Raw genomic sequence first — 22,456 nt, 5'->3', positions numbered from 1 at the left:
CATCAGCAGAGAACGAGATTATACGCAGACCGATCCCCAGTCGGCAAGCACTTTTCCATTTTTTCAGCGAATGCGAGAGGTCCACGCTTGCGTCGCCGAACGTCGGACGCGGCACGGACGCTGAGCCCCTCAATTGCTATTGCGCCGGTAAAAATTCGACGATGGCCCACAGGATCAGCTGCTCGGCCTCCGTGGGCTTGCTTATCCCCGTACAAAGGGAAACGGTAGATCAGGCTACTTCGAGTACCTGCATTTCGATGTGCAATCTAGCGGCCGTCGCCATATTCACCAAAGCATCAAGGCCAAATAAATTGATCTTGCCGCGCATCAAGTCAGAAGCATGCGGCTGAGTCACGCCAAGGAGCTCGGCTGCTTGCGTCTGGCTCATTTGGGTGCGGGTAAGGCTATATCACTGCGCTATTTAAGGCACAGCAGACGGCCTTGAGGCAGGCAAGATGCCGGTCGCCGAGGTGGCGAAGAAGCATGGGATCAGCGAGTAGGCAATCTATAACTGGCGGCAGCATTTCGGTAGCCTGAACGCCGCCGATGTAAAGCATCTGAAGCAACTCGAGCAGGAGAATGCTCGACTGAAGAAAATGCTAGCGGAACGGGATCTTGAACTGGAGGTGATGAAGGAGATCAACGCAAAAAAACGGTGGGCATGTGCACCCGCCGCCAGCAGGTCGCCTACGCGAATGCACGAAGCCTATCGAAGCAGCGTGCATGCGCGCTAATTTCGGTTGCGGGATCGGCACTGCATTACGCATCGAAGCTTGCGGTACGCGATGCATCGGTGCTGGAGGCGATGAACCTTCTATCGGCGCAATATCCGCGCTATGGTGATCGCTGCATCCAGATCTTTCTGCAGCGACAGGGTGATCTGCTTTAGAAAACCTGGGCCCATTCCGGCCACTGCATCAACCGAAAACCGGCGAGACCGCTAACCTACGGATGGTGCGCTCAGCGAGGTAAGGTTAGCTACATGTGTGGCAGCCAGCCGGACTCAAGCTGCGCGACCCATGATTGCGGCGAACAGCCGCCGCCCCGACATCATCAGAAGCTCGTTATCTCAATATGATTGATCTATATGCTCTTTACGAAGAAAAAGCCCAGGACGGCCTTCTAACGATTCATCCTTCCCGTTGGTTATACGCTGGCCGACAATTGGGCTGCGGCGGCGTCTTTGATCTCCTCTTTCGAGAAAACCAAGCGATACGCGTAGGCGATCAGATTGTGCAACACTTCAGGCAACTTTATAAGGTAGACTTGAATAGTAAGGTGCGTCACAAGTACGGCTACTACTTTGCAACGTCGGCAGTTGCTGATCGCTATTTCAAGTACGTTCCAGAAGGTTACATGCTCGAATGCGGCATTCGAGATATGTTGTCCGTATGCCATCCAGACGGACACGCTGAAGTTTACACCCCTGTTGGATTTGTCGATTTGCTACTTCCCTCCGCCGTTGTGGAGATAAAGAGCTTCATTAGATGGAAGCATGCTCTTGGGCAAGTACTAGCGTACTCGACTTACTACCCTGACTACGCCAAAATCATTCACCTCTACGTGCGAGGTGATCAAAACCCAAAGCTTGAACATCCGCTACGGATTTGTTCACAATTCAACGTCCATATCACGTATCAGAATCTTTTGCCCAGTGAGTTGGGACCCATGTCTCGACTTGGCAAGATAGTGATCGCCTCATAGAAACACCTCTGCCGATAGCTCCCTAAACCGCACCGGATTTGGTGGAGGCTTGCATTCTTGAGAGTGACTCATCGGACTTTGCCCGACCTCGAAGGATGAAGCGGACACCTAACATCGACGGATTTGCCAGAGGTTAGTATGAGTAGACAGCGATGGCCGAGCTTGGCTCATTATCTGGTGCAATGAGCCCGCCCCCACATTGGAATATCGTCGCGTGAGCATGGTGCGCACCCAACAGGCCAATCGGCCGCTTTGGTGCTCAAGCCGCTGCATGTAGGCGCGGACGCTTCGACGTGACAAAGCGCATGGACGGGCACGAAGCCACCTCGCAGACGCCTCGGCATTCACAAAGTCGTTCTTGTTGCTCTTGACGAGGGCCTGTGCGTTTCGCCACAGGGTGTCCGTAGCATCTGGCTGCGCCACGATTTGAAGATCATGCCCAAGCGCCTGAAGGCCCTGGAAGCCAAATCCGCCCAGCAAGGGCTGGTGCTGACCGAGGCCCAGCTCGTTGCGCTGGAACGCGCCAAGCGCAAAAAGAAAGCACACGGCGAATTCGAGTCCGAATGTCCCGGCTACTGTGGCGCGCAGGACAACACGTTCTATGTCGGCAGTCTTAAGGGCGTAGGTCGCATTTATCAACAGACCTTCGTCGATACCTACTCGAAGGTGGCGTTCGCCAAGCTTTACGAGCGCAAAACGTCTTTGCCCGCGGCCGACCTGCTCAATGATCGCGTCGTTCCATTCTTTGACAGCTTCGGTATCCCGCTGTTGCGCGTACTGACTGATCGCGGCACGCAATACTGCGGCAACCCCGAACATCACGAATACGAGCTGTATTTGGCCGTAGAGGATATCGACCATACCCGCACAAAGGCCAAGTCGCCGCAGACCAACGGAATCGTCGAGCGGCTGCACAAGACCATGCTCAACGAGTTCTATCGGGTCACGTTCCGCAAAAAGATCTACAAATCGATCCACGTTCTGCAGACGGACCTTGATGCGTGGCTCGATCAGTACAACAATAAACGGGAACATCAAGGGCGGTGGTGTTACGGCAAGACACCCATACGCACCTTCCTCGATTCACTGGATCTTGCCAAGGAGAAACTCATTTCGCATTGATCGTCTCCACACTATCGGTCCAACTACCTGTCAGATCGAGTTCCAGCTAATACAATTCAACCCTCGTCGAAATTTGCAGGAAACTCACACCAATATGCCTGCCTCTTGCAATTTCCACAATACCGTTTCAGCTTCCGTGCCTTGCTGCACAAGCCTTGGTAAATTGTTCAGGTCCGACTCGCTACGCTGCTCGCGCACCAGGCGCACTACGCGCTCTCGGACTTCCGGAGAAAACTTGCTTGGCTTCTTGTTCACGGCTCGATTCTCTCAAGAATACGAGCGTCCCCCAAACCCGAGGCAGTTCAGACTGCTTCGGCCTTCCTTGGTGCCATCTACTTGGCCGCCTCTGTCGTTTTTTTGAATTAATGACACTCCCTAAGCCCGTTTAAAATTTTTCACACCCAGCTCTAATCATCCCAGATATTATCAAGCTCCGATCAATCTAGGTCAGGAAGTGAATTCGCGACTTCATTGCCCTCTTGCCAGCCAGTTTTCTAGTGACAGATCCGGCACGCGGGAAAACTCGCGTTCGTTATCCGTTACGAGTGTGGCTTTGATGGCTAGCGCCTGGGCGGCGATCCATGTGTCATTGGCCCCGATTGGAGTTCCTTGCCGCTCTAGAAAGGCCCTCACCCGCGCATAGTAGCGGGTGGTCTCAGCATCGAAGCCAACGAGGGGCAGCCGTTGCGCCAGAGTGGCGAGACGGGCGCGGTTGCGCTCACTATGAGCGCTTTTCTCCGCGCCAAATTCCAACTCTCCAAGCACAATCACCGATAGGCGCATGCTACTGAGCGGCAGAGTTTCTAGCCGCTGCTGTATGTCTGGATGCCCTTTCAAAGCGGCAATCAAAATGTTGATATCCAGCAGGTAGAGCGCGGCCATGGACTAATTGTCCATCGAGGCTACGGCCTCGGCTGGGCTATCCTCCGGAGCTTGCAGATCAATACCATCCTGGCTTGACCAGAAGTCACGGAAAGCGTCGGCCGCGACGCTTGGGTGATTGGGGACCATCCGCGCCACAATTTTCCCATGGCGGGTGATAGCAATTTCCTCGCCGGCCTCTATCTCAACCAACAGGGCTGAGAAATGAGACTTGGCTTCAACGACAGTAAAGGTTTTCACGAGGATCTCAACCATTAAAAATGACCATATGGTCATAATATGATGGAGGTCCATCTCTGTCAAACTCGGAGCCCAGGAATCAGGACGGGTCCCCATGTTCGCGATATGCCGCCACCCAGCTGCGCACCGCAGAAATATCGACATCATGCCGCTTGGCGACAGTCTTCAGGCCCGACTGACACGAAAAATAATCCTCAACTACTCGCAGCTTCTGCTGCTCGGTGTACCTGCCCATAACCCCCCGAGAGGTTAGCGTCCAGCTTTCCGGGGTCGGTTCATGCATGTGTTCGTGTTTCGCGCACGCCGCGGGAGTCGTGTGACATAGTGCATCCTCTGGTTAAAATCCAGGCAGCTTGAGCGACTTCTCGGCGTCCTGTCGGGTCTTGAAATGAGGTGGCCGCCGTTCCTTGATAGCGATCACGCCTTGCCTGACGGCCTCAGAGTCGAGGGCGGCAACCGGAATCTGCCATGGTGCGGAAGGCATGAGCTGAGTTGTAGGCAGAACGCCTTCGCGAATCAGTCGATGAACCGAGCTCGTGTAGATATTCAATCGCCGCGAGGCTTCTTCTACGCTGATTGTTTCGATGTGCGGAGCGGTTGGATCGAAAGGCTCAATCCCCAGACGCTTGCGTAGTTCGGCGACGCGCACAACGGTCCATGACTGCCCGTGCGCTGTCTTACATCTCATACGATTCATGGTGACCGCTAGATCGAGATCTGTCCAATAGCCGCCGAGCTTGCGCAAGACCTCTACGGGGCTCGGGTAACGGTCACTGGGGTAGCGCCCCACGCTCGTGCGGGGCACGCGGGCCTCGGTATGTCGACCTCCGGTCCAGTGAACTGTGACCACGGCTTCGTTTGCGTCGTCATCAAGATCGATTACCACCTCTTGAATGAGGATGCGAGTCAAGCGTTGTTTGGTACGAGCGTCCGTATCGGGTGCATTCCACGCTAACTGCAAATCGGCAGCGAGCGCCATGAGTCCGGCTTCGTCGATCCTTGGACGCGATGCCGCTTCGGCGTCAAACTGTGAGAGCCGCTCTTCGAGCTGCGCTACCCGCTCCAATGCTGCGTTCCACCGCGCTTCGAGTTCACGAGCGACGAGCCTTTTTGTAGGATCTACCGCCTCGTACCGGCGCGCAGCCAGTGAGACCTCGTAGTGCGCATCTTCGAGTTCGAGTTGCAGCGCACGCTTTACATCGTCCCCAGCAGCGTTAGCATGATGCGCGGCGAGTATTGCAGCCTCCACGGCATGAGGGGAAACGGCTTCCAGAATCAAGGCTGCGACAGCCTGATCGATACGTACGCCGCCAATCCCGATGCAAACCCAGTTTGCGGCACGCTCCTGATCTCCCCGGCAATGGTAACGATGAGCGTGGCCGGCCCGCATGCCATACGTCACGCGCATCATTCGATGCGCAGCGCCCACAACGTACCAGGCCGGTCAGCAACGCTCGCCCACCTCTGGCGGATTTACGGGATGCCCGTTTCTTCATGTGTGCATTCTCGCAGATCATGCGTTGATGTTCTTCGAACTGGTCCCACGTTATATAGCCGGGATGGTTGTTCCGTAGTAGAACGTTCCAGTCCTTCATGGCCTTCGAATGACCTGACGTCTTCCGGACATGCCCGTCAACAACCAATGTACGTTGCGCTTTGCGGCCAAACACATACGCGCCGGCGTACATCGGATGCTGCAATATCTGGATAACAGTGTGGTATGCCGGCAGCTTCCAGTCGATCCGCACACCCGCAACACCGTTACGCATGACGGGGAAACTTGTCTGCGATTGTATGGCCCACAGCAAGACTTGGCGAGCACTACCGAGCTGTCTGAACTTGGCAAACACGAGACTGATCGCGCCACTTACCCGCTCGCCCGGGTCCATCTCTATCTTCCCCAGTTCGTTCCAGCAATAGCCCGGTGGCAAGGCGAAACGCAATTCGCCGCGACTAGCCTTCGAATCGCGCGCGGCCAGTCCGCGTTGCCGTAGCAGGCTCAACTCGTATTCCGACATTGTGCCCTTCAAACCGAGCAGGAGCCGGTCGTTGATGAGTCGCGGATCATAGACGCCATCGTGATCAATAACGAGTGTGCCAACGAGCGCACATAAATCAACCAGGTGGTGCCAATCTCTACCGTTTCGTGCAAGCCTGGATGCTTCGAGACAGAACACCGCACCGACAGATCCTGCACACACCGCAGCCACCAGTTTCTGGAAGCCGGGCCGATCGACAGCCCCCGAACCGGAACGGCCGAGATCATCGTCGATAGTCAAGACCGATGCAAAACCCAACCCACGTGCAAAATCAGCGAGTGCATATTGGCGACGCTGGCTCTCCTTATGTTCGGCAACCTGACTTAGGGTCGACTGGCGCACGTATACGATGGCGCCGCGGCCAAGGTGGTCAGACATGATCTTCTGGCTCATTGAGATCTCCTTGATCGCGTGCCTGTCTCTGCACTTTGCCCAGTGCTTCCAGTAGTAGATCTGCCAGCGCCACTATCAACTCGTCGCGTCGATTGCCCACGAGGCTTTTGTTCCATGCTGGATCGCTCTCCAGTATCAAAGGCAGTTGTATGCCTTGCTCTGTGCTGTTTACCCGCGTCATAGAAATTGCCCTCCGTGCTGAAGAGTTTCGATGATCCACCCATAGTCGGCTGCAGTGCTCGGGTGTGCAGATTGGCGCGCAGTTCGTTCAGAGCTGACAGGCTCAATTGGGGTGAGCCAAGGGACATCGTCGAGCATATTGACGCATCTAGCATCCACACGGGTAGTTCGCGTGAGAGGCCGCCCGGCACATCAAGATGAACTAGCTGGTTTCCTCGGCGCCCGCTACGCCGTACTACTCGGAATTGCTGACCGTGCGCTGGATGCCACGGATACGCGATGATCGCCACTTGCAAACGGTATGTTGAATGTCGTGTGGCTCGGTGACCTTATCAAAGTCCTATGGTGGAGCGGTGACGGCATGAACCTGTATGCGAAGCGTCTGGAGCAAGGACGCTTTGTATGGCCTCAAGCGAGTTCGGGCAGCGTCCACCTCTCACCAGCCCAACTCTCCATGCTTCTGGAGGGCATCGATTGGCGACATCCCGAACGAACGTGGCAGCCCACACGCGCCGCATGAGGCGGTGCTCCGGCACTCACAGGTACACGAGCATGCTTTACACTGCCGAGCATGCCGGCCATCTGCCCGATGACATTGACGCACTGAAGCGCATCATCGCCTCGCGCGACGAAACTATTGCGCGACTGCTGTCCGAAATCGCACGCCTGAAACGCTGGCAGTACGGGCGTTCATCCAAGCGCGTAGCGGAATTGATGGGTCAGCTGCAGCTCGCACTCTGCGATCTGCCGATACCCGAACAAGACTTTGACGTTCCTGCCGCGGCAAAGTTGTCTGACGAAGACGCAGGCCTTGAGGCAACGGGCACACCAAAGGTTATTTCCCTGCGCCGCAAACCAAGGCAATTGCCCGCCCATCTGCCGCGCGAAACGATCGTGCATGCGCCGACGAATTGCGGCTGCCCGAAGTGCGGCGCAAAGATGCGCGCGCTCGGCGAGGACGTGTCCGAAATGCTCGACTACGTGCCGGACTACTTTAAAGTCCTGCGGCACGTACGGCCAAAGCTAAGTTGCTCACGTTGTGCGATGGTGGTTCAGGAGGCTGCTCCTTCAAGGCCGATCACGCGAGGCATGGCTGGTGCTGGACTACTCGCCCAGGTGGTCACCGCCAAGTACGCTGATCACACTGCGTTGTATCGGCAAGCGGGTATCTATCGACGTGCCGGCATTGAACTGAATCGTGCAACCCTGGCCTCGTGGGTACGCGAGGCGGCTGAGTTGCTACAGCCGTTGGCTGATGCACTGGGACGCTACGTGCGCGAAGGCGAAAAGATTCATACCGACGACACGCCCTTGCCTGTGCTGGAGCCGGGGCGCGGAAAAATGCGCACAGCACGATTGTGGACCTACGTGAGGGACGAGCGTTCCGCCGCAAGTCGCGCCCCGCCCGCCGTTTGGTATCGGTACTCTGCTGACCGCAAGGGTGAGAGACCACGCGAACATCTGATGGGCTACAGCGGAATCTTGCAAGCAGATGCCTATAGCGGGTATGACGCGCTGTATCGCGACGGCACGATCGTCGAGGCTGCGTGTTGGGCGCACGCTCGTCGTAAGTTCTACGATCTGTACGAGTTAGACCATTCTACGATCGCCGAGCAAGCGCTGCGCCGAATCGGCGCCTTGTACGCCGTTGAGCGCGAAATTCGCGGCCAGACACCTGACGAACGTCTATCGGTTCGTCAGCAACGCTGCGAGTTTTTGCTCCTCAGCCTAAAGGCCTGGCTCGAACATACACTGTCGCAAATCTCGGTGAAGTCAGGTCTGGCCAAGGTGATTAAGTACTCGCTGACGCATTGGCGAGCGCTCACGCGGTACTGCGAAGACGGACGCATCGAAGTGGACAATAACACCGCTGAGCGAGCTATCCGGCCACTCGTGCTCGGCAGGCGCAACTATCTGTTCGCAGGCTCGGACGCAGGAGGCCACAGTGCGGCGGTGATCTATAGCTTGATCGGAACGGCACGCCTGAACGGTGTCGAGCCATTTGCCTACCTGCGCGCGGTGTTCGAGCGCGTCGCCGATCATCCCATCAACCACATCGACGAGTTACTTCCATGGCGCGTGGTGCCCACGGAGCACGTCGAGCAGCAAGCCGCATGAGAGCGACTCCAATGGCCCCATCCCGCAAAAGCGCCTTACGTTCCATCACCTCGCCAGCCCCCGACTATGTGCTGCGTGTCGAGCTACAGCACATCAAACCGGCAATCTGGCGGCAAATCGTGGTGCCCGGTTCAATTAGGCTACGAAAGCTTCACGTCATATTGCTACTAGCGATGGGATGGGAAGGCGGCCATGCGCATGAATTCGTGTTCCGCAATACCCACTACGGCGAACCGGACCCTGACTACCCGAGCGATCCGCCGATGCTGGATGAAGCCAGGGTCACGCTAGTCAAAGCGTTGGGCGCGCTGAAGTCATTCACCTACATTTACGACTACGGCGACAACTGGCAGCATCGCATCAAGGTCGAAAAGGCGTTGCCCGCCAATGCGCAACTTCGCTCGCCTTTGTGCCTAGACGGACGCAACGCATGCCCGCCGGAGGACGTCGGCGGAGCCCCCGGATACATCGACTTTCTCGATGCAATCATCGATCCCTCGCATGAGGAACATAACCACTTCCTCAAGTGGTGCGGCGGCAGCTTCGATCCCGATGCGTTCGATCTCGACCTCGCAAATCAACGGCTTTTCGAAGTCAAATTCTGAACGTCAATGCGGCCTTGGGACGACGCTTACGGAGAAACGCCAACGAGAACGGAATCAAAAGGCGGTGTTGGAACTTATTAAGGCGGAACGGCTTGATGCAGTTCCTGCGGAACAATGGGAAAAAGCGCTACCGCAGATCAAAACGCTTTTGGTCGTCCATTCTGCGCAGCCGGCAGAGCCGGTATAGTCTCTTTAGACGGCCCCAGTTGGAGAGCAAGCAGACGAGATTAGCGCACAATGTGTTTTTGCGCAGATTCACAGGCCTCATAGTCGTTGACTGCAATGCAAAAAAATGGCAAGAGCCGGTGAATCCGGGCACGCGACATGATCCGCGCTGATGAGGTGTTCGGCGGCTAAAGCTAAGTTAGTGTAAATCGCACTTATCGCCACCTAGCTGCATCATGCACAAAACCAAGCTCGGCGCGTGTTGCGCCGATTCCTTTTCGGGCGTGCAAGCTAGAAAGATACCGAATCGGTATCAAGCATAATCGTAGGCAGGCGTGACGGTGATTTTCAGCCCAAGCGCACGCACGACACTTAAAATGGTCGCGAACTCTGGATTGCCTTGCTCATCCAGTGCCTTATACAAGCTTTCACGGCCGACCCCCGCCGCGCGCGCAACTTGCGTCATGCCGCGCGCACGCGCGACGGTACCGATGGCCTCTTGAATGTCGGCCGCGTCGCCCGTTTCGAACGAGACGCGAAGATACTCAGCTTGCGCTTCGGACACGTCAAGATAGTCAGCCGCATCGAAAGGTGTCGTCTTAATTCCCATGCTAATCCCTCAATTTAACAGCAAGCATCAAGGCTCGCTTAATGTCCCGTTGTTGCATCGACTTGTCGCCACCGCACAACAATATGATGAGCGCTGGAATACGGAAAACCGAATCCGTACCTTAGCCATGCAAGGCGATGTGCCAACTGCCCTTGCTATCCTGAACCGGCTGTGGATCACTAGGCTGAGAGCCAGCACGCGGTACGGCGACCCATTAGGTATGCGTTGCTCGTTAAATCGAAACTACACTTTTCGGCCTGCACGGCAAGCTGCCGACGTAGCGTCTTGATCCACCCGGCCTGCTGCCGGACCTGTTCGGTGAGCGCCTCGGCGCGCTGGCGCCAATCTGCTAGCGCACCGCATCGTTTTGCACTTTGAGAAACTGCTCAGTGGCGGCCAGCCGGTGTCAACGCTTGCGCCGCGTGTTGGCCTGCGTCGATGGTCGCACGCAATGGCGCGACGTGCGCATCGAGCGCGTGCTGGGCCGCTTGCGCCATGCCCTTGGTCTGCCCCAACTGCTGCTGCAACGCTTGATTGTCCTGCTCTAGCTGCTGCATACGCCGATACGCGTCGGCCAGCGCCTGCTCAGCGGTCTGCAAGCGCAATTTCATTTGAATGTTGGCCGCCGGCTCGGTTGAGGGCACCGCCACCTTGCGCGGTGCCCACGGGCGCCGCGGGTAACACAACCCACGCCCGCACATGCCCGATCACACGCTGGATCGTCGCGGTACTCGGCTGTCTAGCAATACCGGCGGCCGCATCTAGCCGCTGATAGGTACGCATGCCATGCATGCCTACCGGTCACCGCGTATGCGGCGCGTAGAAACTGTGCCAGTGCGGGGCATCGGCGGCTCACGATAGGGCGAGGAGCGGTGTCTGGCCGACGAGAGCACGGAGCGTGTGATTGGTTGAGATCACTTTCACCTTTTCTACGCTGTCGAGCCCGCACTTCTATCTTTGCGCGAGTTGGAACGCACAGCCGGATCTTGGTCAGCCCCGTACTGTCCTTTGCGCCACCTTTTTTATACCAGTAGAAAACCCCGTGGGCCTGTACGGAAAAATGGTCTTTAACGCAAAGCCCTCACAACATCCTTTCGTCTTGCCGATTGGCCGAGCGGGTCGTGATACCCCTCTGTCATTTTTGTTCTATTCCGCCTAAAAAGACGGACAGTCGGAAAAAAAATCCCCCGACCCTTTACTTAACTTCGCTTTMATTTTAGTTTTAMGTBAMTGATGTCAGCTTGAACGACATCAGTTGAGGGGTCGCCTGCTGACTCGGCGGGCGGCTTTTTTCACGACGGAATCAAGGAGATGCTATGAACAAGCAACAACAAGAGTCGGGCCTGCTGTTGGCCGAGGAATCGCTGATGGAGCTGTGCGCGTCGTCAGAGACGCTGGGCGGTGCGGGACAGTACAAGGAAGTGGAAGCTGGCCGCTGGAGTGATCGCATTGACTCCGACGACGAATAAATAAACGTCGGCACCCAGCAACGGTCCGTCTGCGGTGCAGCATGGCGCTTGGAGACAAAGTCAGCTATGCGAGGCCATTACTGGGTGTTTTCCGAGCGCCACGAGATACAACTATCATACCCACATGCCGCATCATTTGATGCCCCATGTATTTGGGGCCTGTTTTGCTCAGCAGATTATTTTACTCGATGTGGTGCGCGATCGGTATGCGGTGCTCACCGAGCGGCAATCGGCAGCCTTGGCCCAGCAGCTTGGGCTAAGTGATGCGCGCTTTGCTCGAGTCGAGGCGGTTCAGTCGGCCTCTATTCTGGAAGAATTAAAGCGGGCGCAGTGGATCAGCGTCACTTCCTTTGCCGAGGCGGACGCGAAGCTGAACATGTTGAGCCCGTCTCCGACAACGGGTGGAATGTCGGCCAATGGCTGGAAGTTGCCTGAGGATGCGTTCGCGCGTCGCCCCGCCTGGACCCGCATCGTCAAAGCGCTGTTCCTCTTGCGATCCGTGCACCGATGCGCCGCGCGGCAGGGACTGGCTGGGTTATTGCAACTGTGCCATCAGGCGCACCGCGAGGCCAGCCTGCGTATCGGTCTGCCCGATGATTATGCGCCCTTCGTGGACGCGCTCAATTGGGCTTGTCTGTTTTATCCCCGCTCGACCAAGTGTTTAGAGTGGTCCGTCGCGCTGACCGTGTTGTGCGCGCGTGCCGGTTTGGCGCTGAAATTGGTGATTGGCGTGCAATCCTTTCCGTTTTATGCACACGCCTGGTCGGAAGCCGGCGGGGCGGTGATTGGCGATAGCCCGCTCAGACGCAAAGAGCTCGCCGTAATTCTGGAATGTCCCCATCCGCTGCTTGACCTGTCCGTATGACTCTACTCGGTATCGCCTATCCCCAAGCGCAGGATGATTGGGCACAAAAACAGGATTGGACGCTCGTGCGCGATCCGTCCCATCGGACTGCGGGCGCGCTGTGGCATCAATCCGAGCCGTCCACACGCGTTTTATGCGGGCGCTTGGGCACGAGCGCCTACTACTTTTATGGTTCGGCGTTTTCGAAACAAGACCATCGCGAAATCCAGGAAGGCGAGCTCCAAGCGATGGTGGCCGAAGGCCCAGCGCGTCTCATGGCGCAATGCTGGGGAAGATATCTCTTTATCAGCTTTGATCTGGCGGCCAAAAAGCTGATCTGTTGCAGCGATCCGAGTAACCAATGGCCGTTATATTGGGCCTGGTCTAACCGTGACGGCTTGCTTTTTTCGGATACGATCACGTGTTTGCATCAAACCTTGGTGGAGCGCGGCGAGCGGCCCGCCTGGAATCACGCCTTTTTTACGACCTGGTTACGTACGGGCACCATGCAAAGTGGCGAGCTGCCGTTCGATCGGATCCGAGAGCTTCCGGTAGGTTGCGCGCTGTCTTATACGGAGGGCCGTCAGCCGCAGATCGTGACCGTCTGGGATCCGCTCAAGCACGCAATCAAGGATGATACGCAAACCCCATTCGATATTTTAAAGCATTATCTGAACCGGTTCGTCTCATTCAGTGATCGGCCCGTGCTGGAGCTCTCCGGCGGCCTGGAATCCAGTTCGGTGCTGCTGGCGATGCGCGCTGTCGCCTCGGCAGATCAGCCGCTGTCTTGCGCGCACTATTATCACGCCGATGTGGCTTCGTCCAACGAGCTGGATCATGCCCGCCAAGTGGCACAGCATACTCAGGCTCACCTCCAGGAGGTCAATGGGAAGGCCTTAACGTTTGCTCCTGTTCAGTCGGAGCCGCCACGCATGGCGAAACCGAGTCTGCGGTATAGCGTGCTCGCGCGTGGTCAGTATTGTGCCAGTCAATTTGAGCGGCAAGAGCACACCCCACTGATCAGCGGGCATGGCGGCGATGCGCTCTTTTTGGCGCCGCCGCCTTGCAGCGCGCTGGCCGATGCGGCACTCACCGGGCAATGGCGGCGACTTAGGCGCATGGCGATGGATTTGGCACTCATGTACCGCGCGCCGCTGATGCGCGTGGCCAAACGTGCGGTGCAATCGGTGTTTGCTAGCGATCCTTCTGACAAGGTCAACGACACCTTTAAGCTACTCTCCGAGGACACGCAGCACATACTATTCGATCGACGGACGTGCCTACACCCATTCTTTCAGCACACCCAGACTCGCCTACCCGGCAAGCTTGATCAGCTGTTTATGGCTTTTTTATCGCTCGATGATGTCAGAATTCCTGCCTATCCATTTACGCAACCCAAGCACTATCCGTTTCTTTGCCAGCCGATGGTCGAGTTCGCGCTGTCAACGCCCAGCTACGATCATTTCGAAGGGGCGCACAATCGCATTGTGCTGAGAAAATCGGTCGCGGCCGCCACCGGCTACCCGAACCTATGGCGACGCAACAAAGGCGAGACATCGGGCATCGATTTGTTGGGTCTTCGAGACCACCGGGAGCATGTCATGGCAGTCTGTCTCGAGGGATGGTTGGCCAAAGCAGGCTACATCGACGTAGCGCGCACCCATGACGCGATTCAGCAGAGCAGTAAGGGGAACAGTAAACATTTCATGGACCTCCTTCACCTCTATGCTGCCGAGCTGTTTATTCAAAGTTGGCAATAACCTGTGGGTGAGGCGCGATGCGGCACGGTCTTTTTAAGACGATCTTTTTTCTGCTGGGTTGTTTGTGGACGCGCGAATGGAGAACGCGTCTTCAGCTCATCGCCGCCATTGGCTGTACCGGATGCTCGGTCGGACTCACCATTGTCTCTCCGATGCTGCTCAAGTGGCTCATCGATGGTTTGTCCGGCGCGTCGCTCTCGGCGACGAGCGTTTATCTGCTCTGCGTAGCGTACGGCGGGGCATGGTTCCTGTCGCAAGCGACGCACCGTTGCGAAGAGTATCTGTTCGTGGTGGTCAATGAGCGGATCAAACGCACGATTACGCTGAACTACGTCAGCCGAGTGCTCGGTCAGCCCGCTGCGGCATTGAGTGCTCACCAAACGGGCGCCTCCGTGAGCGAGCTCACGCGCGTACAAGACAGTGCGATGCGGGCAATTATCGGACTCTTTTGGAGCCTCGCGCCGATTTGCGTCGAAATCGTGGTCGTCGGCATCGTCGTTTGTTCGTTGTTTGGCTGGGTTTATGCAGCAGTCTTGCTGGGAATTTTGACCCTTTATCTTTACTTTAGCGTCGCGACGGCGAAGCGCTGCGAAGTGCTGCAACGCAAGAAAAACCGGGCGTCGGATCGCGCTTCGACACGACTCGTCGATACGCTCACGCATGCCGACACGGTCAAAGCGTTTTCGAATGAAGCCAGCGAACTCGCGCGGCTCAACCGTGTGTTCAAAATGCGGGCCTGGGCGAGTATCCATATCGCGCGCAAGATGGAAATCGTCGGCGCTGCGCAATTACTGATTGTCGGTATCGGGTTGACTGCGCTCACGGCGCTGGCGGGACGGGATATTTTGGCGCACCGGCTCACCATCGGCGATTTCGTGCTGTTGAACAGCTACCTGCTGCGATTCACGCTGCCGCTTAGCACGTTCGGCTATATGTTGCGGGGCATCCAGATCGGTTTATTCAATCTGTCGGAATTGCTGCATACCATCCGTGTCAGATGGCGCTTCGACCCCTTGGGTCAGCCTTTGTTCGAGCAGGCGCCGTCAATCGAATTTCGCAACGCCAGCTTTTGTCATCCGTGCGGTAGACGGGTATTGCGCCACGCGAATTTTTCGATTCCTGCCGGCGCTTTCTGTGCGCTGGTGGGCTCGAGCGGCGCGGGTAAGTCCACGCTCATCAAACTGTTACTGCGCCTATATAAGCTCGATGAGGGGCAAATCCTCATCGAAGGTCAACCGATCGAATCGTTTTCCGAATCGCAATTGCGTCAGTCGATCGGTTACGTGACACAAGAGGCGCATTTGTTGGATCGCTCAATCCGAGAAAACATTTGTTTTGCCTATCCGCAAGCTTCCGACTCGGAGCTTGAAAGCGTTATTCAGACCTGCGCGTTAACACCGGTCATCGCGGCGGCAAGCCAGGGCCTAGATACGTCGATTGGCGAGCGAGGCAACAAATTGTCAGGCGGTGAACGGCAACGTGTGGGGCTAGCTCGCGCTTTATTGCGCAATAGTCCTTTACTGTTGCTGGACGAACCGACTGCCGCACTCGATGCACACACCGAAGCGGATATCTTCAAACATCTCTATGAGCGTTATCGCCACACCACACGGCTCGTGATTGCACACCGGCTTGCCGCGATTCAGCAGGCAGACCTCATCTTGGTCATGCAAGAGGGGGCGATCGTGGAAACTGGCACGCATCGGAGTTTCTGGCGCAACAGGGCGTTTATGCCAATCTGTGGCATAAACAAGCTCATTCATCGGCAGCACGACCTGACCGCATCGATTCGGCAGAAACAGTCGATGCGTAGATGAAGTCTAGCGATATGCCTAAAGCGAGGCGCAGCATTGTTGAATCGCCCCGGTTTTTGTGGAGGCTATGGCAAGGAAGTAAAGGTTGAGGGATTGGACTTTTGCATGAGTTGCCGATAGTAGTTTGCCTCAGCTTTATCTGGCGGAATATAGCCCAGCGATTCCTGCAATCGATGATGGTTGAACCAGGCGATTCATTCGAGCGTGGCTAATTCGGCGTCAGCTTTGGTTTTCCAAGGTCCGCGTTTATGGATCAATTCTGCTTTGTAGAGGCCATTGATGGTTTCGGCCAAGAGGCCACGCTTTTGCAGTGTTGCGCGCAAAGTAAAAATGAGCCACTTCGCGCAAAGTAAATGTGAACCACCTTTCAGTACAGTCAGCCTTTTTCGCGCGAAGGCTGGCGATGCTTCAGAAGGAACAGTGGATGCAAGTCCATGTACTCAAAGCCCAAGGGTTGTCGTTGCGAGAGATCGCGCGGCGCCTGGGCGTGTCTCGCAACACTGTGACGCGTTACTTGGCGTCGCAGGACGTGCCTCGCTACAAGCAGCGTGAACCACGGCCGAGCAAGCTTGATCAGTTTCAGGCGTACATTCTTGAGAGGATGCAAGCGGCCTGGCCCGAGACGATCGCCGCTCCAGCGTTGCTGCGTGAACTGCGCGCGCTGGGCTATGAAGGGCAGCTGCGCAGTATTCAAGCTTTTATGAAGGCGCACAAACCTGTGCCGGCACCTGATCCGCTCGTGCGCTTCGAGACCGAGCCGGAGCGACAGATGCAATGCGACTTCGTCGTATTTCGTCGCGGCGCTGATCCGCTGTACGCGTTCACCGCCACGCTCGGTTTTAGCCGTTGGCGCTGGGCACGCTTTGCCACCAACGAGAAGGCCGAAACGCTGATTGCTTGCCATCACGCTTTATTTGAAACGCTCGGCGGGGTGCCTTGCGAGATCCTGTACGACAACGCCAAGACGATCGTGCTCGAGCGTGATGCGTACGGTAAGGGTGAACATCGATGGCATCCAGGTCTACTCGATCTGGCTAAGCGCTACGGCTTCATGCCCAGACTCTGCCAGCCCTATCGCGCGCGCACGAAGGGCAAGGTCGAGCGCTTCCATCGGTATCTGCGCGGCAACTTTTATGTGCCGCTGTCCAGTTGGCTCAAGCAGTCGGGTATGGTACTGGACGTCGATACGGCCAACGCCGAGGTAGGCAAATGGCTGCGAGACGTTGCAAACCAACGGGTGCACCCGGTCACGGGAGCGCCACCAGCAACGCTTCTCGAAGAGCGCGAACGAGACACGCTGCGCAGCTTGCCCGCGTTTGCAACACAGCTATGGGTAACCACGCCGGTCGGCAGACCGTCGGCATCTTCAGCCATATCGTTGCAGCATCCCTTGTCGGTCTACCAGCAATTGCTGACCGAGGTGCATGCATGAATCTGCAGCAAGAACGTATCGACGATCACTGCCAGAGTTTAAAACTTGAAGGGCTCATGCAACGCTATGTCGCGCTGGCCAGCGACGCCGCGGCCAAGCAGTGGAGCTTCCTCGACTTTCTTGAGCACGTGCTGGCACATGAACGCGAGATACGGCAGGTTCGATCGCGACAGACACTGGTACGCATGGCGGCATTTCCGGCGATCAAGACGCTGGACGATTACGACTACAGTTTCGCTGTGGGCGCTCCGCGCAAGGCCATTGACGAATTAGCCACGCTGCGCTTTATCGAACGTGGTGAGAACGCCGTGTTGCTTGGTCCATCCGGTGTCGGCAAAACGCACCTGGCGATTGCAATCGGATACGCCGCAACACAAGCGGGTATCAAGACCAAGTTCATCACGGCGGCCGATCTCATGTTGCAACTCGAAGCAGCACGGCGCCAGGAACGCTACGACGCCGTACTTCGACACAACGTCCTCGGCCCAAGACTGCTCATTGTCGATGAAATCGGATACTTGCCCCTCTCGGAAGACCAAGCCAGCCACTTCTTCCAGATCGTGGCAAAGCGATACGAGCGCGGTTCAATGATCCTCACCAGTAACCTTCCGTTCACCCAATGGGACGAAACATTCGGGCGCAATGCAACGCTAACTGCGGCCATGCTTGACCGCATCCTGCACCACGCCCATATCATTCAGATCAAAGGAGACAGCTACCGACTTAAACAACAACGAAAGGCCGGCCACGTCCTGGCACCAAAAATGTAACGATTGGCTCACTTTTACTTTGCGCGATCACGCGCGAAGTGGCTCAAATTTCAGATGCGCTTGACAGCAGCCTGACCAAACGTTTATTCCTGTGCAGTTGCCGGTGCCTGCACCGGCAACATCGGCCCTGGTAGTCGAGAGTGGCAGTGTTCGGGTTCGTTTTGATGGACCGCTGGACCTAGGCGTGCTCAGGACGGTGCTTTCGACGTTACGTTCAGCACCGTGATCGGCCTTCCCACAAGAACGCGCGTGTGGCTGGCCGCGGGCGTAACTGATATGCGGCGTGGAATGGATGGCCTGGCTGCGCTGGTCCAATCAACGCTCGAGCATGATCCCTTCGCCGGGCATGTGTTCGTGTTTCGCGCACGCCGCGGTGACCTTATCAAAGTCCTATGGTGGAGCGGCGACGGCATGAACCTGTATGCGAAGCGTCTGGAGCGAGGACGCTTTGTATGGACGCAAGCGAATCGGGCAGCGTCCACCTCTCGCCAACCCAACTCTGCATGCTTTTGGAGGGCATCGATTGGCGACACCCTGAAAGAACGTGGCAGCCCACACGCGCCGCATGAGGCGGTGCGCCGGCACTCACGAGTACACGAGCATGCTTTACACGGCCGAGCATGCCAGCCATCTGCCCGATAACATCGACGCACTGAAGCGTATCGTCGCCTCGCGCGACGAAACCATTGCGCGACTGCTGGCCGAAATCGCACGCCTGAAACGCTGGCAGTACGGGCGTTCATCCGAGCGCGTAGCGGAGGGGAATGTAGGACCGTAAAATTAGAAAAAGCCTTGATTTCCCAAGGCTTTCTGGACTACTTCGGCTTTCTGTTGACTATGTCTTGGTGGAGGTAAGCGGGATCGAACCGCTGACCTCTTGCATGCCATGCAAGCGCTCTCCCAGCTGAGCTATACCCCCGACAGAGAACGAGATTCTTAGGGACAAACCGACCATTTGTAAAGCCCCTTGACTCAAAATTTTGTCACCTCGCTCAAGACAGCACCGCCCTCAGCCGCTCGAGCACCGTCTCGCGACCGAACAGATGCAACACCGCATCGATTGACGGCGTATGCGTCGTCCCGGCCACCAGCAGACGTACCGGCATCGCCAGCTGAGGCATCTTCAGCTTGTGGGCTGCCAGCACCGCCTTCAACGCCGCCCCGATCGCGTCCTTCGTCCAGTTGATCCCCGCAAGGGCTTCGATGAACTCCTCAAGCGCGGGACGCACGGCATCCGTCAGATGTTGCTCAAGCTCCTGCGCTGCCGGCGCCGGCGTCCGGTAAAACATCACCGCGCTCTCGGCGATCTCCTTAACAGTGTTCGCACGGTCCTTGAACAGCGCGACGACGCCGTCCAACGGCGCCCCCCGCGTCGCATCGACACCAAGCGCGGCCAGCATCGGCAGCGCGAGTGATGCCAGCCGCGCGTTGTCGGCTTCCTTCAGATAATGGTTATTAAGCCATTTCAGCTTATTGGCATCGTACTGCGCCGGCGACTTGCCCAGGTGCTCGAGGTCGAACCATTCGACAAACTGCTCGCGCGAGAAGATTTCCGCATCGCCGTGCGCCCAACCAAGCCGAGCAAGATAATTCAACACCGCCTCGGGCAGGTAGCCCTCATCGCGATACCCCGTCACGCTCATTGCACCGTTGCGCTTGCTCATCTTCTCGCCTTGCTCGTTGAGCACCGTGGGCAAATGCGCGTACACGGGAGGCGTGCCGCCCAGCGCACGCAGGATATTGATCTGGCGCGGCGTGTTGTTCACATGGTCGTCGCCACGGATCACGTGCGTGATCGCCATGTCCAGGTCGTCGACCACCACGCAGAAGTTATACGTGGGTGTGCCGTCGGGCCGTGCGATGACCAGATCGTCAAGCTCGTCGTTCGAAATCTCGATGCGCCCTTTGACCGCATCGTCCCATGCTACCGTGCCGCTCAGCGGATTCTTAAAGCGCACGACGGGCTGCACGCCGGCGGGCGGCATCGGCAGCACCTTGCCCGGTTCGGGTCGCCAAGTGCCGTCATAGCGCGGCTTTAAGCCCGCCTCGCGCTGCCGTTCGCGCAGTGCATCCAGTTCCTCGGGCGACATGTAGCATGGATACGCGAGGCCCTGCTCGAGCAGTTGCTTGATCACGTCGCGATAGCGGTCCATCCGCTGCATCTGGTAGTACGGCCCTTCGTCGAAATCGAGCCCGAGCCACTGCCATGCCATCGAGGATCGCCTGCGTGGCCGCGTCGGTCGAGCGCTCGACGTCAGTATCCTCGATGCGCAGAATGAACGTGCCGTGATGTTTGCGGGCGAACGCCCACGGATAGAGCGCGGAGCGAATGTTGCCAAGATGGATGAAGCCGGTCGGGCTCGGCGCGAAACGGGTACGTACGGAGGTGGTCATTGCAGATCGGATAGTTCGAGGCAAGGCCCGCGATTCGAGGCAAGACTCGCGGTTCAAGGCAAGACTTGCGGACCGGGCAAGCCGTCATTATACCGGTGCGGCCGCGACGCCCCGGGCAATGTCAGGGCAATGCGCCTAGTCAAGGTAATGCGCCTATAATGCGCGCGGGACACCGTCGTTGCCGTGTCACGGCAACACCGACCTGTGCGCCCATCGTGCTGGAGATTTCGTTGAAGCTGTCCGCTGTTTCGCCCGCCCGCCGCCGCTTGCTCGGTGCCGCGACGGCCGCGCTGCTTGCCGCATGCACCGGCCCTAAGACCCGCTCCAATATGGCCGCCCCTTCGCTGCCGCCCGCCGCGCCGGCCCGCCCGCTAAAGATCGGGCTGGCGCTCGGCGCAGGCGCGGCGCGCGGTTTCGCCCACATCGGTGTCATTAAGGCGCTCGAGGCGCGCGGCATCGATGCCGATATTGTTGTCGGCACCAGCGCCGGCTCAGTCATCGCAGCCTTGTACGCGTCCGGTATGACCGGCCTGCAGATGAACAAGCTTGCGTTGACGATGAACGAGGCGGCGATCAGCGACTGGGCGCTGCCCTTGCGCTCACGCGGCTTCCTCAAGGGCGTCGCGCTGCAGAACTATATCAACACCACGCTGAACAACCGGCCGATCGAAAAGATGGCCCGTCCACTGGGCATCGTGGCAACCGACCTGAAAAGCGGTCAGCCGATCCTGTTTCAGCGGGGCAATACCGGCATCGCGGTACGTGCTTCGTGCAGCGTGCCGTCGATATTCGAGCCGGTGCGCATCGGTGATCGCGAATATGTTGACGGTGGCCTGGTCAGCCCGGTGCCGGCCGTGTTCGCCCGCAAGATGGGGGCCGATTTCGTGATCGCCATCGACATCTCGCAGCGCCCGGAAAACGGTCTGACACACAGCTCGTTCGACGTGCTGATGCAGACTTTCACGATCATGGGACAGTCGATCAAAGCCTACGAACTCGACAAATATGCGGATGTCGTAGTCCATCCCAATCTCGCCGCGATGAGCGGCAGCGATTTCGGCCAGCGGAACGCGGCAATTCTCGCCGGAGAAGAGGCCGTCAATCGGATCTTTCCGCAATTGCAGCAAAAGCTGGCGCTGGCCCGCCCGCAGTAACGCACAGGCATGTGTCACCCGGCCGGGAGCGTTCAGTCCGACGTCGATGCGCTGACGCGTTGCCGCAACGCGTCGGCCTTCGGATACGCGGCGTCAAGCCGACGCGCGCCGGTAAACCGTTTCTCCCAGTATCCGCTATCCAGTTCATCGACGCGAATCGTACTGCCGGTCGACGGCGAATGCACGAATTTGTTGTCGCCGATATAGATGCCCACGTGCGAGAACGTGCGACGCATCGTGTTGAAGAACACCAAGTCGCCCGGCTTCAATTCGCTCATCTTGACCTTCTCGCCGACGCGGCTCATTTCCTCCGCACGACGCGGCAACGTCAGGCCGAGCGTGTCTTGGAACACGTAACGGACAAAGCCGCTGCAATCGAGACCCGAACTGGGCGAGTCACCCCCCCATCGATAACGCACCCCGATCATGTTAAGCGCGCCGACCACCACGTCACCGGCCTTGGCGGCCATGCCGGAAAGAAATGAATGGGTGTTTGAAGAAAAAGTCTGGCTTGCGCTTTGGTGGGATTCCTGGGCACCGCCCTGCGTCGTGCCGTTTTGTGCCGCCAACGGCTGTAAACCTAGCCCTATGTTGACGTTTTGCTTGCGGCTACCTGTTTCGTCGGCGTACGCCCCACTTACTCCAGCCATCAGCGCGCCGAGGAACACGCTAGCAACAATTCGAGCGCAAGCTTGCTTCAAGTTGATATGCTGCATCGGGTCGGTAGTATTTTCTGGGAAGCCCTGAAAAATCAGGGGGAT

Annotated in this window: 23 protein-coding genes, 1 tRNA gene and 5 pseudogenes; 15 read left to right on the top strand and 14 right to left on the bottom strand. The window is 57.5% G+C overall.

Translation table 11 applies throughout. The features are described 5' to 3' along the window. Positions 1 to 229: 229 nt before the first annotated feature. Positions 230 to 403: pseudogene (locus RBRH_RS05670) on the bottom strand (helix-turn-helix domain-containing protein); the annotation flags it as partial. Between the two features lie 52 nt (positions 404 to 455). Between RBRH_RS05670 and RBRH_RS17115 the strand changes: the two are divergent. From RBRH_RS17115 to RBRH_RS05655, 3 genes and pseudogenes are all read left to right on the top strand, one after another. Beyond that, a pseudogene (locus RBRH_RS17115) lies at positions 456 to 877 on the top strand (transposase); the annotation flags it as partial. A 197-nt stretch (positions 878 to 1,074) separates the two neighbouring features. After that, a complete protein-coding gene (locus tag RBRH_RS05660) occupies positions 1,075 to 1,704 on the top strand; it encodes a hypothetical protein (RefSeq protein WP_041753406.1) in 630 nt (209 codons plus the stop codon). Positions 1,705 to 2,076: 372 nt separating this feature from the next. After that, positions 2,077 to 2,826: pseudogene (locus RBRH_RS05655) on the top strand (integrase core domain-containing protein); the annotation flags it as partial. A gap of 84 nt (positions 2,827 to 2,910) precedes the next feature. Here RBRH_RS05655 and RBRH_RS18740 read toward each other — a convergent pair. The 7 genes from RBRH_RS18740 to RBRH_RS05630 form a co-directional block, all read right to left on the bottom strand. Continuing rightward, positions 2,911 to 3,081 (bottom strand): hypothetical protein, encoded by a 171-nt coding sequence (locus RBRH_RS18740; RefSeq protein ID WP_013435067.1) that lies wholly within the window; start codon positions 3,079 to 3,081, stop codon positions 2,911 to 2,913. A gap of 213 nt (positions 3,082 to 3,294) precedes the next feature. Continuing rightward, complete coding sequence (locus tag RBRH_RS05650; protein WP_013435066.1) at positions 3,295 to 3,708, bottom strand: PIN domain-containing protein; 414 nt, start codon at positions 3,706 to 3,708, stop codon at positions 3,295 to 3,297. Positions 3,709 to 3,711: 3 nt separating this feature from the next. Continuing rightward, the gene (locus RBRH_RS05645; protein WP_198409230.1) at positions 3,712 to 3,963 is read right to left on the bottom strand and encodes a type II toxin-antitoxin system Phd/YefM family antitoxin; all 252 of its coding nucleotides are present in this window, start codon (positions 3,961 to 3,963) and stop codon (positions 3,712 to 3,714) included. Between the two features lie 64 nt (positions 3,964 to 4,027). Further along, a complete protein-coding gene (locus RBRH_RS21270) occupies positions 4,028 to 4,183 on the bottom strand; it encodes a transposase (RefSeq protein ID WP_370645073.1) in 156 nt (51 codons plus the stop codon). A gap of 102 nt (positions 4,184 to 4,285) precedes the next feature. Further along, a complete protein-coding gene (locus RBRH_RS19915) occupies positions 4,286 to 5,227 on the bottom strand; it encodes a site-specific DNA recombinase (protein ID WP_198409229.1) in 942 nt (313 codons plus the stop codon). Beyond that, complete coding sequence (locus RBRH_RS19910; protein ID WP_198409228.1) at positions 5,163 to 6,380, bottom strand: recombinase family protein; 1,218 nt, start codon at positions 6,378 to 6,380, stop codon at positions 5,163 to 5,165. The genes RBRH_RS19915 and RBRH_RS19910 overlap by 65 nt, the downstream gene beginning before the upstream one ends. After that, positions 6,358 to 6,561 (bottom strand): hypothetical protein, encoded by a 204-nt coding sequence (locus RBRH_RS05630; protein WP_041753402.1) that lies wholly within the window; start codon positions 6,559 to 6,561, stop codon positions 6,358 to 6,360. Before RBRH_RS05630 ends, RBRH_RS19910 begins: the two co-directional genes overlap by 23 nt. Before the next feature lie 300 nt (positions 6,562 to 6,861). On the opposite strand from RBRH_RS05630, the gene tnpB (RBRH_RS05625) reads away from it, so the two are divergent. Genes tnpB (RBRH_RS05625) through RBRH_RS05615 form a run of 3 tightly spaced genes read left to right on the top strand, consistent with a single transcriptional unit; the run spans position 6,862 to position 9,283 of the window. Continuing rightward, positions 6,862 to 7,080 carry an IS66 family insertion sequence element accessory protein TnpB gene (gene tnpB, locus RBRH_RS05625; protein ID WP_013435063.1) on the top strand — a complete coding sequence of 73 codons (219 nt, stop codon included), beginning with the start codon at positions 6,862 to 6,864 and terminating at the stop codon, positions 7,078 to 7,080. A gap of 32 nt (positions 7,081 to 7,112) precedes the next feature. Next, positions 7,113 to 8,678 carry an IS66 family transposase gene (gene tnpC, locus RBRH_RS05620; protein WP_041753401.1) on the top strand — a complete coding sequence of 522 codons (1,566 nt, stop codon included), beginning with the start codon at positions 7,113 to 7,115 and terminating at the stop codon, positions 8,676 to 8,678. Between the two features lie 11 nt (positions 8,679 to 8,689). Then, a complete protein-coding gene (locus tag RBRH_RS05615) occupies positions 8,690 to 9,283 on the top strand; it encodes a plasmid pRiA4b ORF-3 family protein (protein WP_049786369.1) in 594 nt (197 codons plus the stop codon). Positions 9,284 to 9,761: 478 nt separating this feature from the next. Here RBRH_RS05615 and RBRH_RS05610 read toward each other — a convergent pair whose 3' ends face one another. Further along, positions 9,762 to 10,058, bottom strand: coding sequence for an addiction module antidote protein (locus RBRH_RS05610; RefSeq protein ID WP_013435059.1), 297 nt, complete (start codon positions 10,056 to 10,058; stop codon positions 9,762 to 9,764). A 386-nt stretch (positions 10,059 to 10,444) separates the two neighbouring features. Next, positions 10,445 to 10,669 (bottom strand): hypothetical protein, encoded by a 225-nt coding sequence (locus tag RBRH_RS05605; protein ID WP_162145548.1) that lies wholly within the window; start codon positions 10,667 to 10,669, stop codon positions 10,445 to 10,447. A 705-nt stretch (positions 10,670 to 11,374) separates the two neighbouring features. On the opposite strand from RBRH_RS05605, the gene RBRH_RS18735 reads away from it, so the two are divergent. The 4 genes from RBRH_RS18735 to RBRH_RS05590 all read left to right on the top strand — a co-directional run bounded on the left by RBRH_RS18735 (position 11,375) and on the right by RBRH_RS05590 (position 15,948). Next, positions 11,375 to 11,527 (top strand): burhizin family lasso peptide, encoded by a 153-nt coding sequence (locus RBRH_RS18735; RefSeq protein WP_013435055.1) that lies wholly within the window; start codon positions 11,375 to 11,377, stop codon positions 11,525 to 11,527. Positions 11,528 to 11,651: 124 nt separating this feature from the next. Beyond that, complete coding sequence (locus tag RBRH_RS05600) at positions 11,652 to 12,392, top strand: lasso peptide biosynthesis B2 protein (protein ID WP_041753398.1); 741 nt, start codon at positions 11,652 to 11,654, stop codon at positions 12,390 to 12,392. 65 nt (positions 12,393 to 12,457) lie between these two features. Next, positions 12,458 to 14,131: an asparagine synthase-related protein gene (locus RBRH_RS05595; RefSeq protein WP_232509337.1), complete on the top strand. Its 1,674-nt coding sequence runs from the start codon at positions 12,458 to 12,460 to the stop codon at positions 14,129 to 14,131. Between the two features lie 17 nt (positions 14,132 to 14,148). Then, entirely contained in the window at positions 14,149 to 15,948 is a 1,800-nt protein-coding gene (locus RBRH_RS05590) for an ABC transporter ATP-binding protein (protein ID WP_013435052.1), read from the top strand. A gap of 62 nt (positions 15,949 to 16,010) precedes the next feature. Here RBRH_RS05590 and RBRH_RS17090 read toward each other — a convergent pair. Continuing rightward, positions 16,011 to 16,238, bottom strand: a pseudogene (locus RBRH_RS17090) (integrase core domain-containing protein); the annotation flags it as partial. 104 nt (positions 16,239 to 16,342) lie between these two features. On the opposite strand from RBRH_RS17090, the gene istA reads away from it, so the two are divergent. From istA to RBRH_RS18730, 4 genes are all read left to right on the top strand, one after another. After that, the gene (gene istA, locus RBRH_RS05585; RefSeq protein ID WP_332415371.1) at positions 16,343 to 17,377 is read left to right on the top strand and encodes an IS21 family transposase; all 1,035 of its coding nucleotides are present in this window, start codon (positions 16,343 to 16,345) and stop codon (positions 17,375 to 17,377) included. Beyond that, entirely contained in the window at positions 17,374 to 18,147 is a 774-nt protein-coding gene (istB, locus tag RBRH_RS05580) for an IS21-like element helper ATPase IstB (protein ID WP_013435048.1), read from the top strand. The genes istA and istB overlap by 4 nt, the downstream gene beginning before the upstream one ends. A gap of 222 nt (positions 18,148 to 18,369) precedes the next feature. Next, positions 18,370 to 18,789 (top strand): IS66 family insertion sequence element accessory protein TnpB, encoded by a 420-nt coding sequence (gene tnpB / locus RBRH_RS17080; protein WP_013435047.1) that lies wholly within the window; start codon positions 18,370 to 18,372, stop codon positions 18,787 to 18,789. Further along, positions 18,749 to 18,925 (top strand): IS66 family transposase, encoded by a 177-nt coding sequence (locus RBRH_RS18730; RefSeq protein ID WP_157864357.1) that lies wholly within the window; start codon positions 18,749 to 18,751, stop codon positions 18,923 to 18,925. Before tnpB (RBRH_RS17080) ends, RBRH_RS18730 begins: the two co-directional genes overlap by 41 nt. Before the next feature lie 65 nt (positions 18,926 to 18,990). Here RBRH_RS18730 and RBRH_RS05575 read toward each other — a convergent pair. Together RBRH_RS05575 and gltX are read right to left on the bottom strand one after the other, a co-directional pair. Then, positions 18,991 to 19,066: transfer RNA gene (locus tag RBRH_RS05575), tRNA-Ala, on the bottom strand. 73 nt (positions 19,067 to 19,139) lie between these two features. Further along, a pseudogene (gltX, locus tag RBRH_RS05570) lies at positions 19,140 to 20,541 on the bottom strand (glutamate--tRNA ligase). Between the two features lie 158 nt (positions 20,542 to 20,699). Here gltX and RBRH_RS05565 point away from each other — a divergent pair. Beyond that, positions 20,700 to 21,695, top strand: coding sequence for a patatin-like phospholipase family protein (locus tag RBRH_RS05565; RefSeq protein WP_157864356.1), 996 nt, complete (start codon positions 20,700 to 20,702; stop codon positions 21,693 to 21,695). A gap of 32 nt (positions 21,696 to 21,727) precedes the next feature. On the opposite strand, the gene RBRH_RS05560 is transcribed toward RBRH_RS05565, so the two are convergent. Further along, positions 21,728 to 22,411 (bottom strand): C40 family peptidase, encoded by a 684-nt coding sequence (locus tag RBRH_RS05560; protein ID WP_013435042.1) that lies wholly within the window; start codon positions 22,409 to 22,411, stop codon positions 21,728 to 21,730. Positions 22,412 to 22,456: the final 45 nt, after the last annotated feature.

Source organism: Mycetohabitans rhizoxinica HKI 454 (assembly GCF_000198775.1).
In the GTDB taxonomy this organism is placed as follows: domain Bacteria; phylum Pseudomonadota; class Gammaproteobacteria; order Burkholderiales; family Burkholderiaceae; genus Mycetohabitans; species Mycetohabitans rhizoxinica.
The sequence above is the reverse complement of the archived record's forward strand: the minus strand, read 5'-3'. Positions and strand labels throughout refer to the sequence as shown.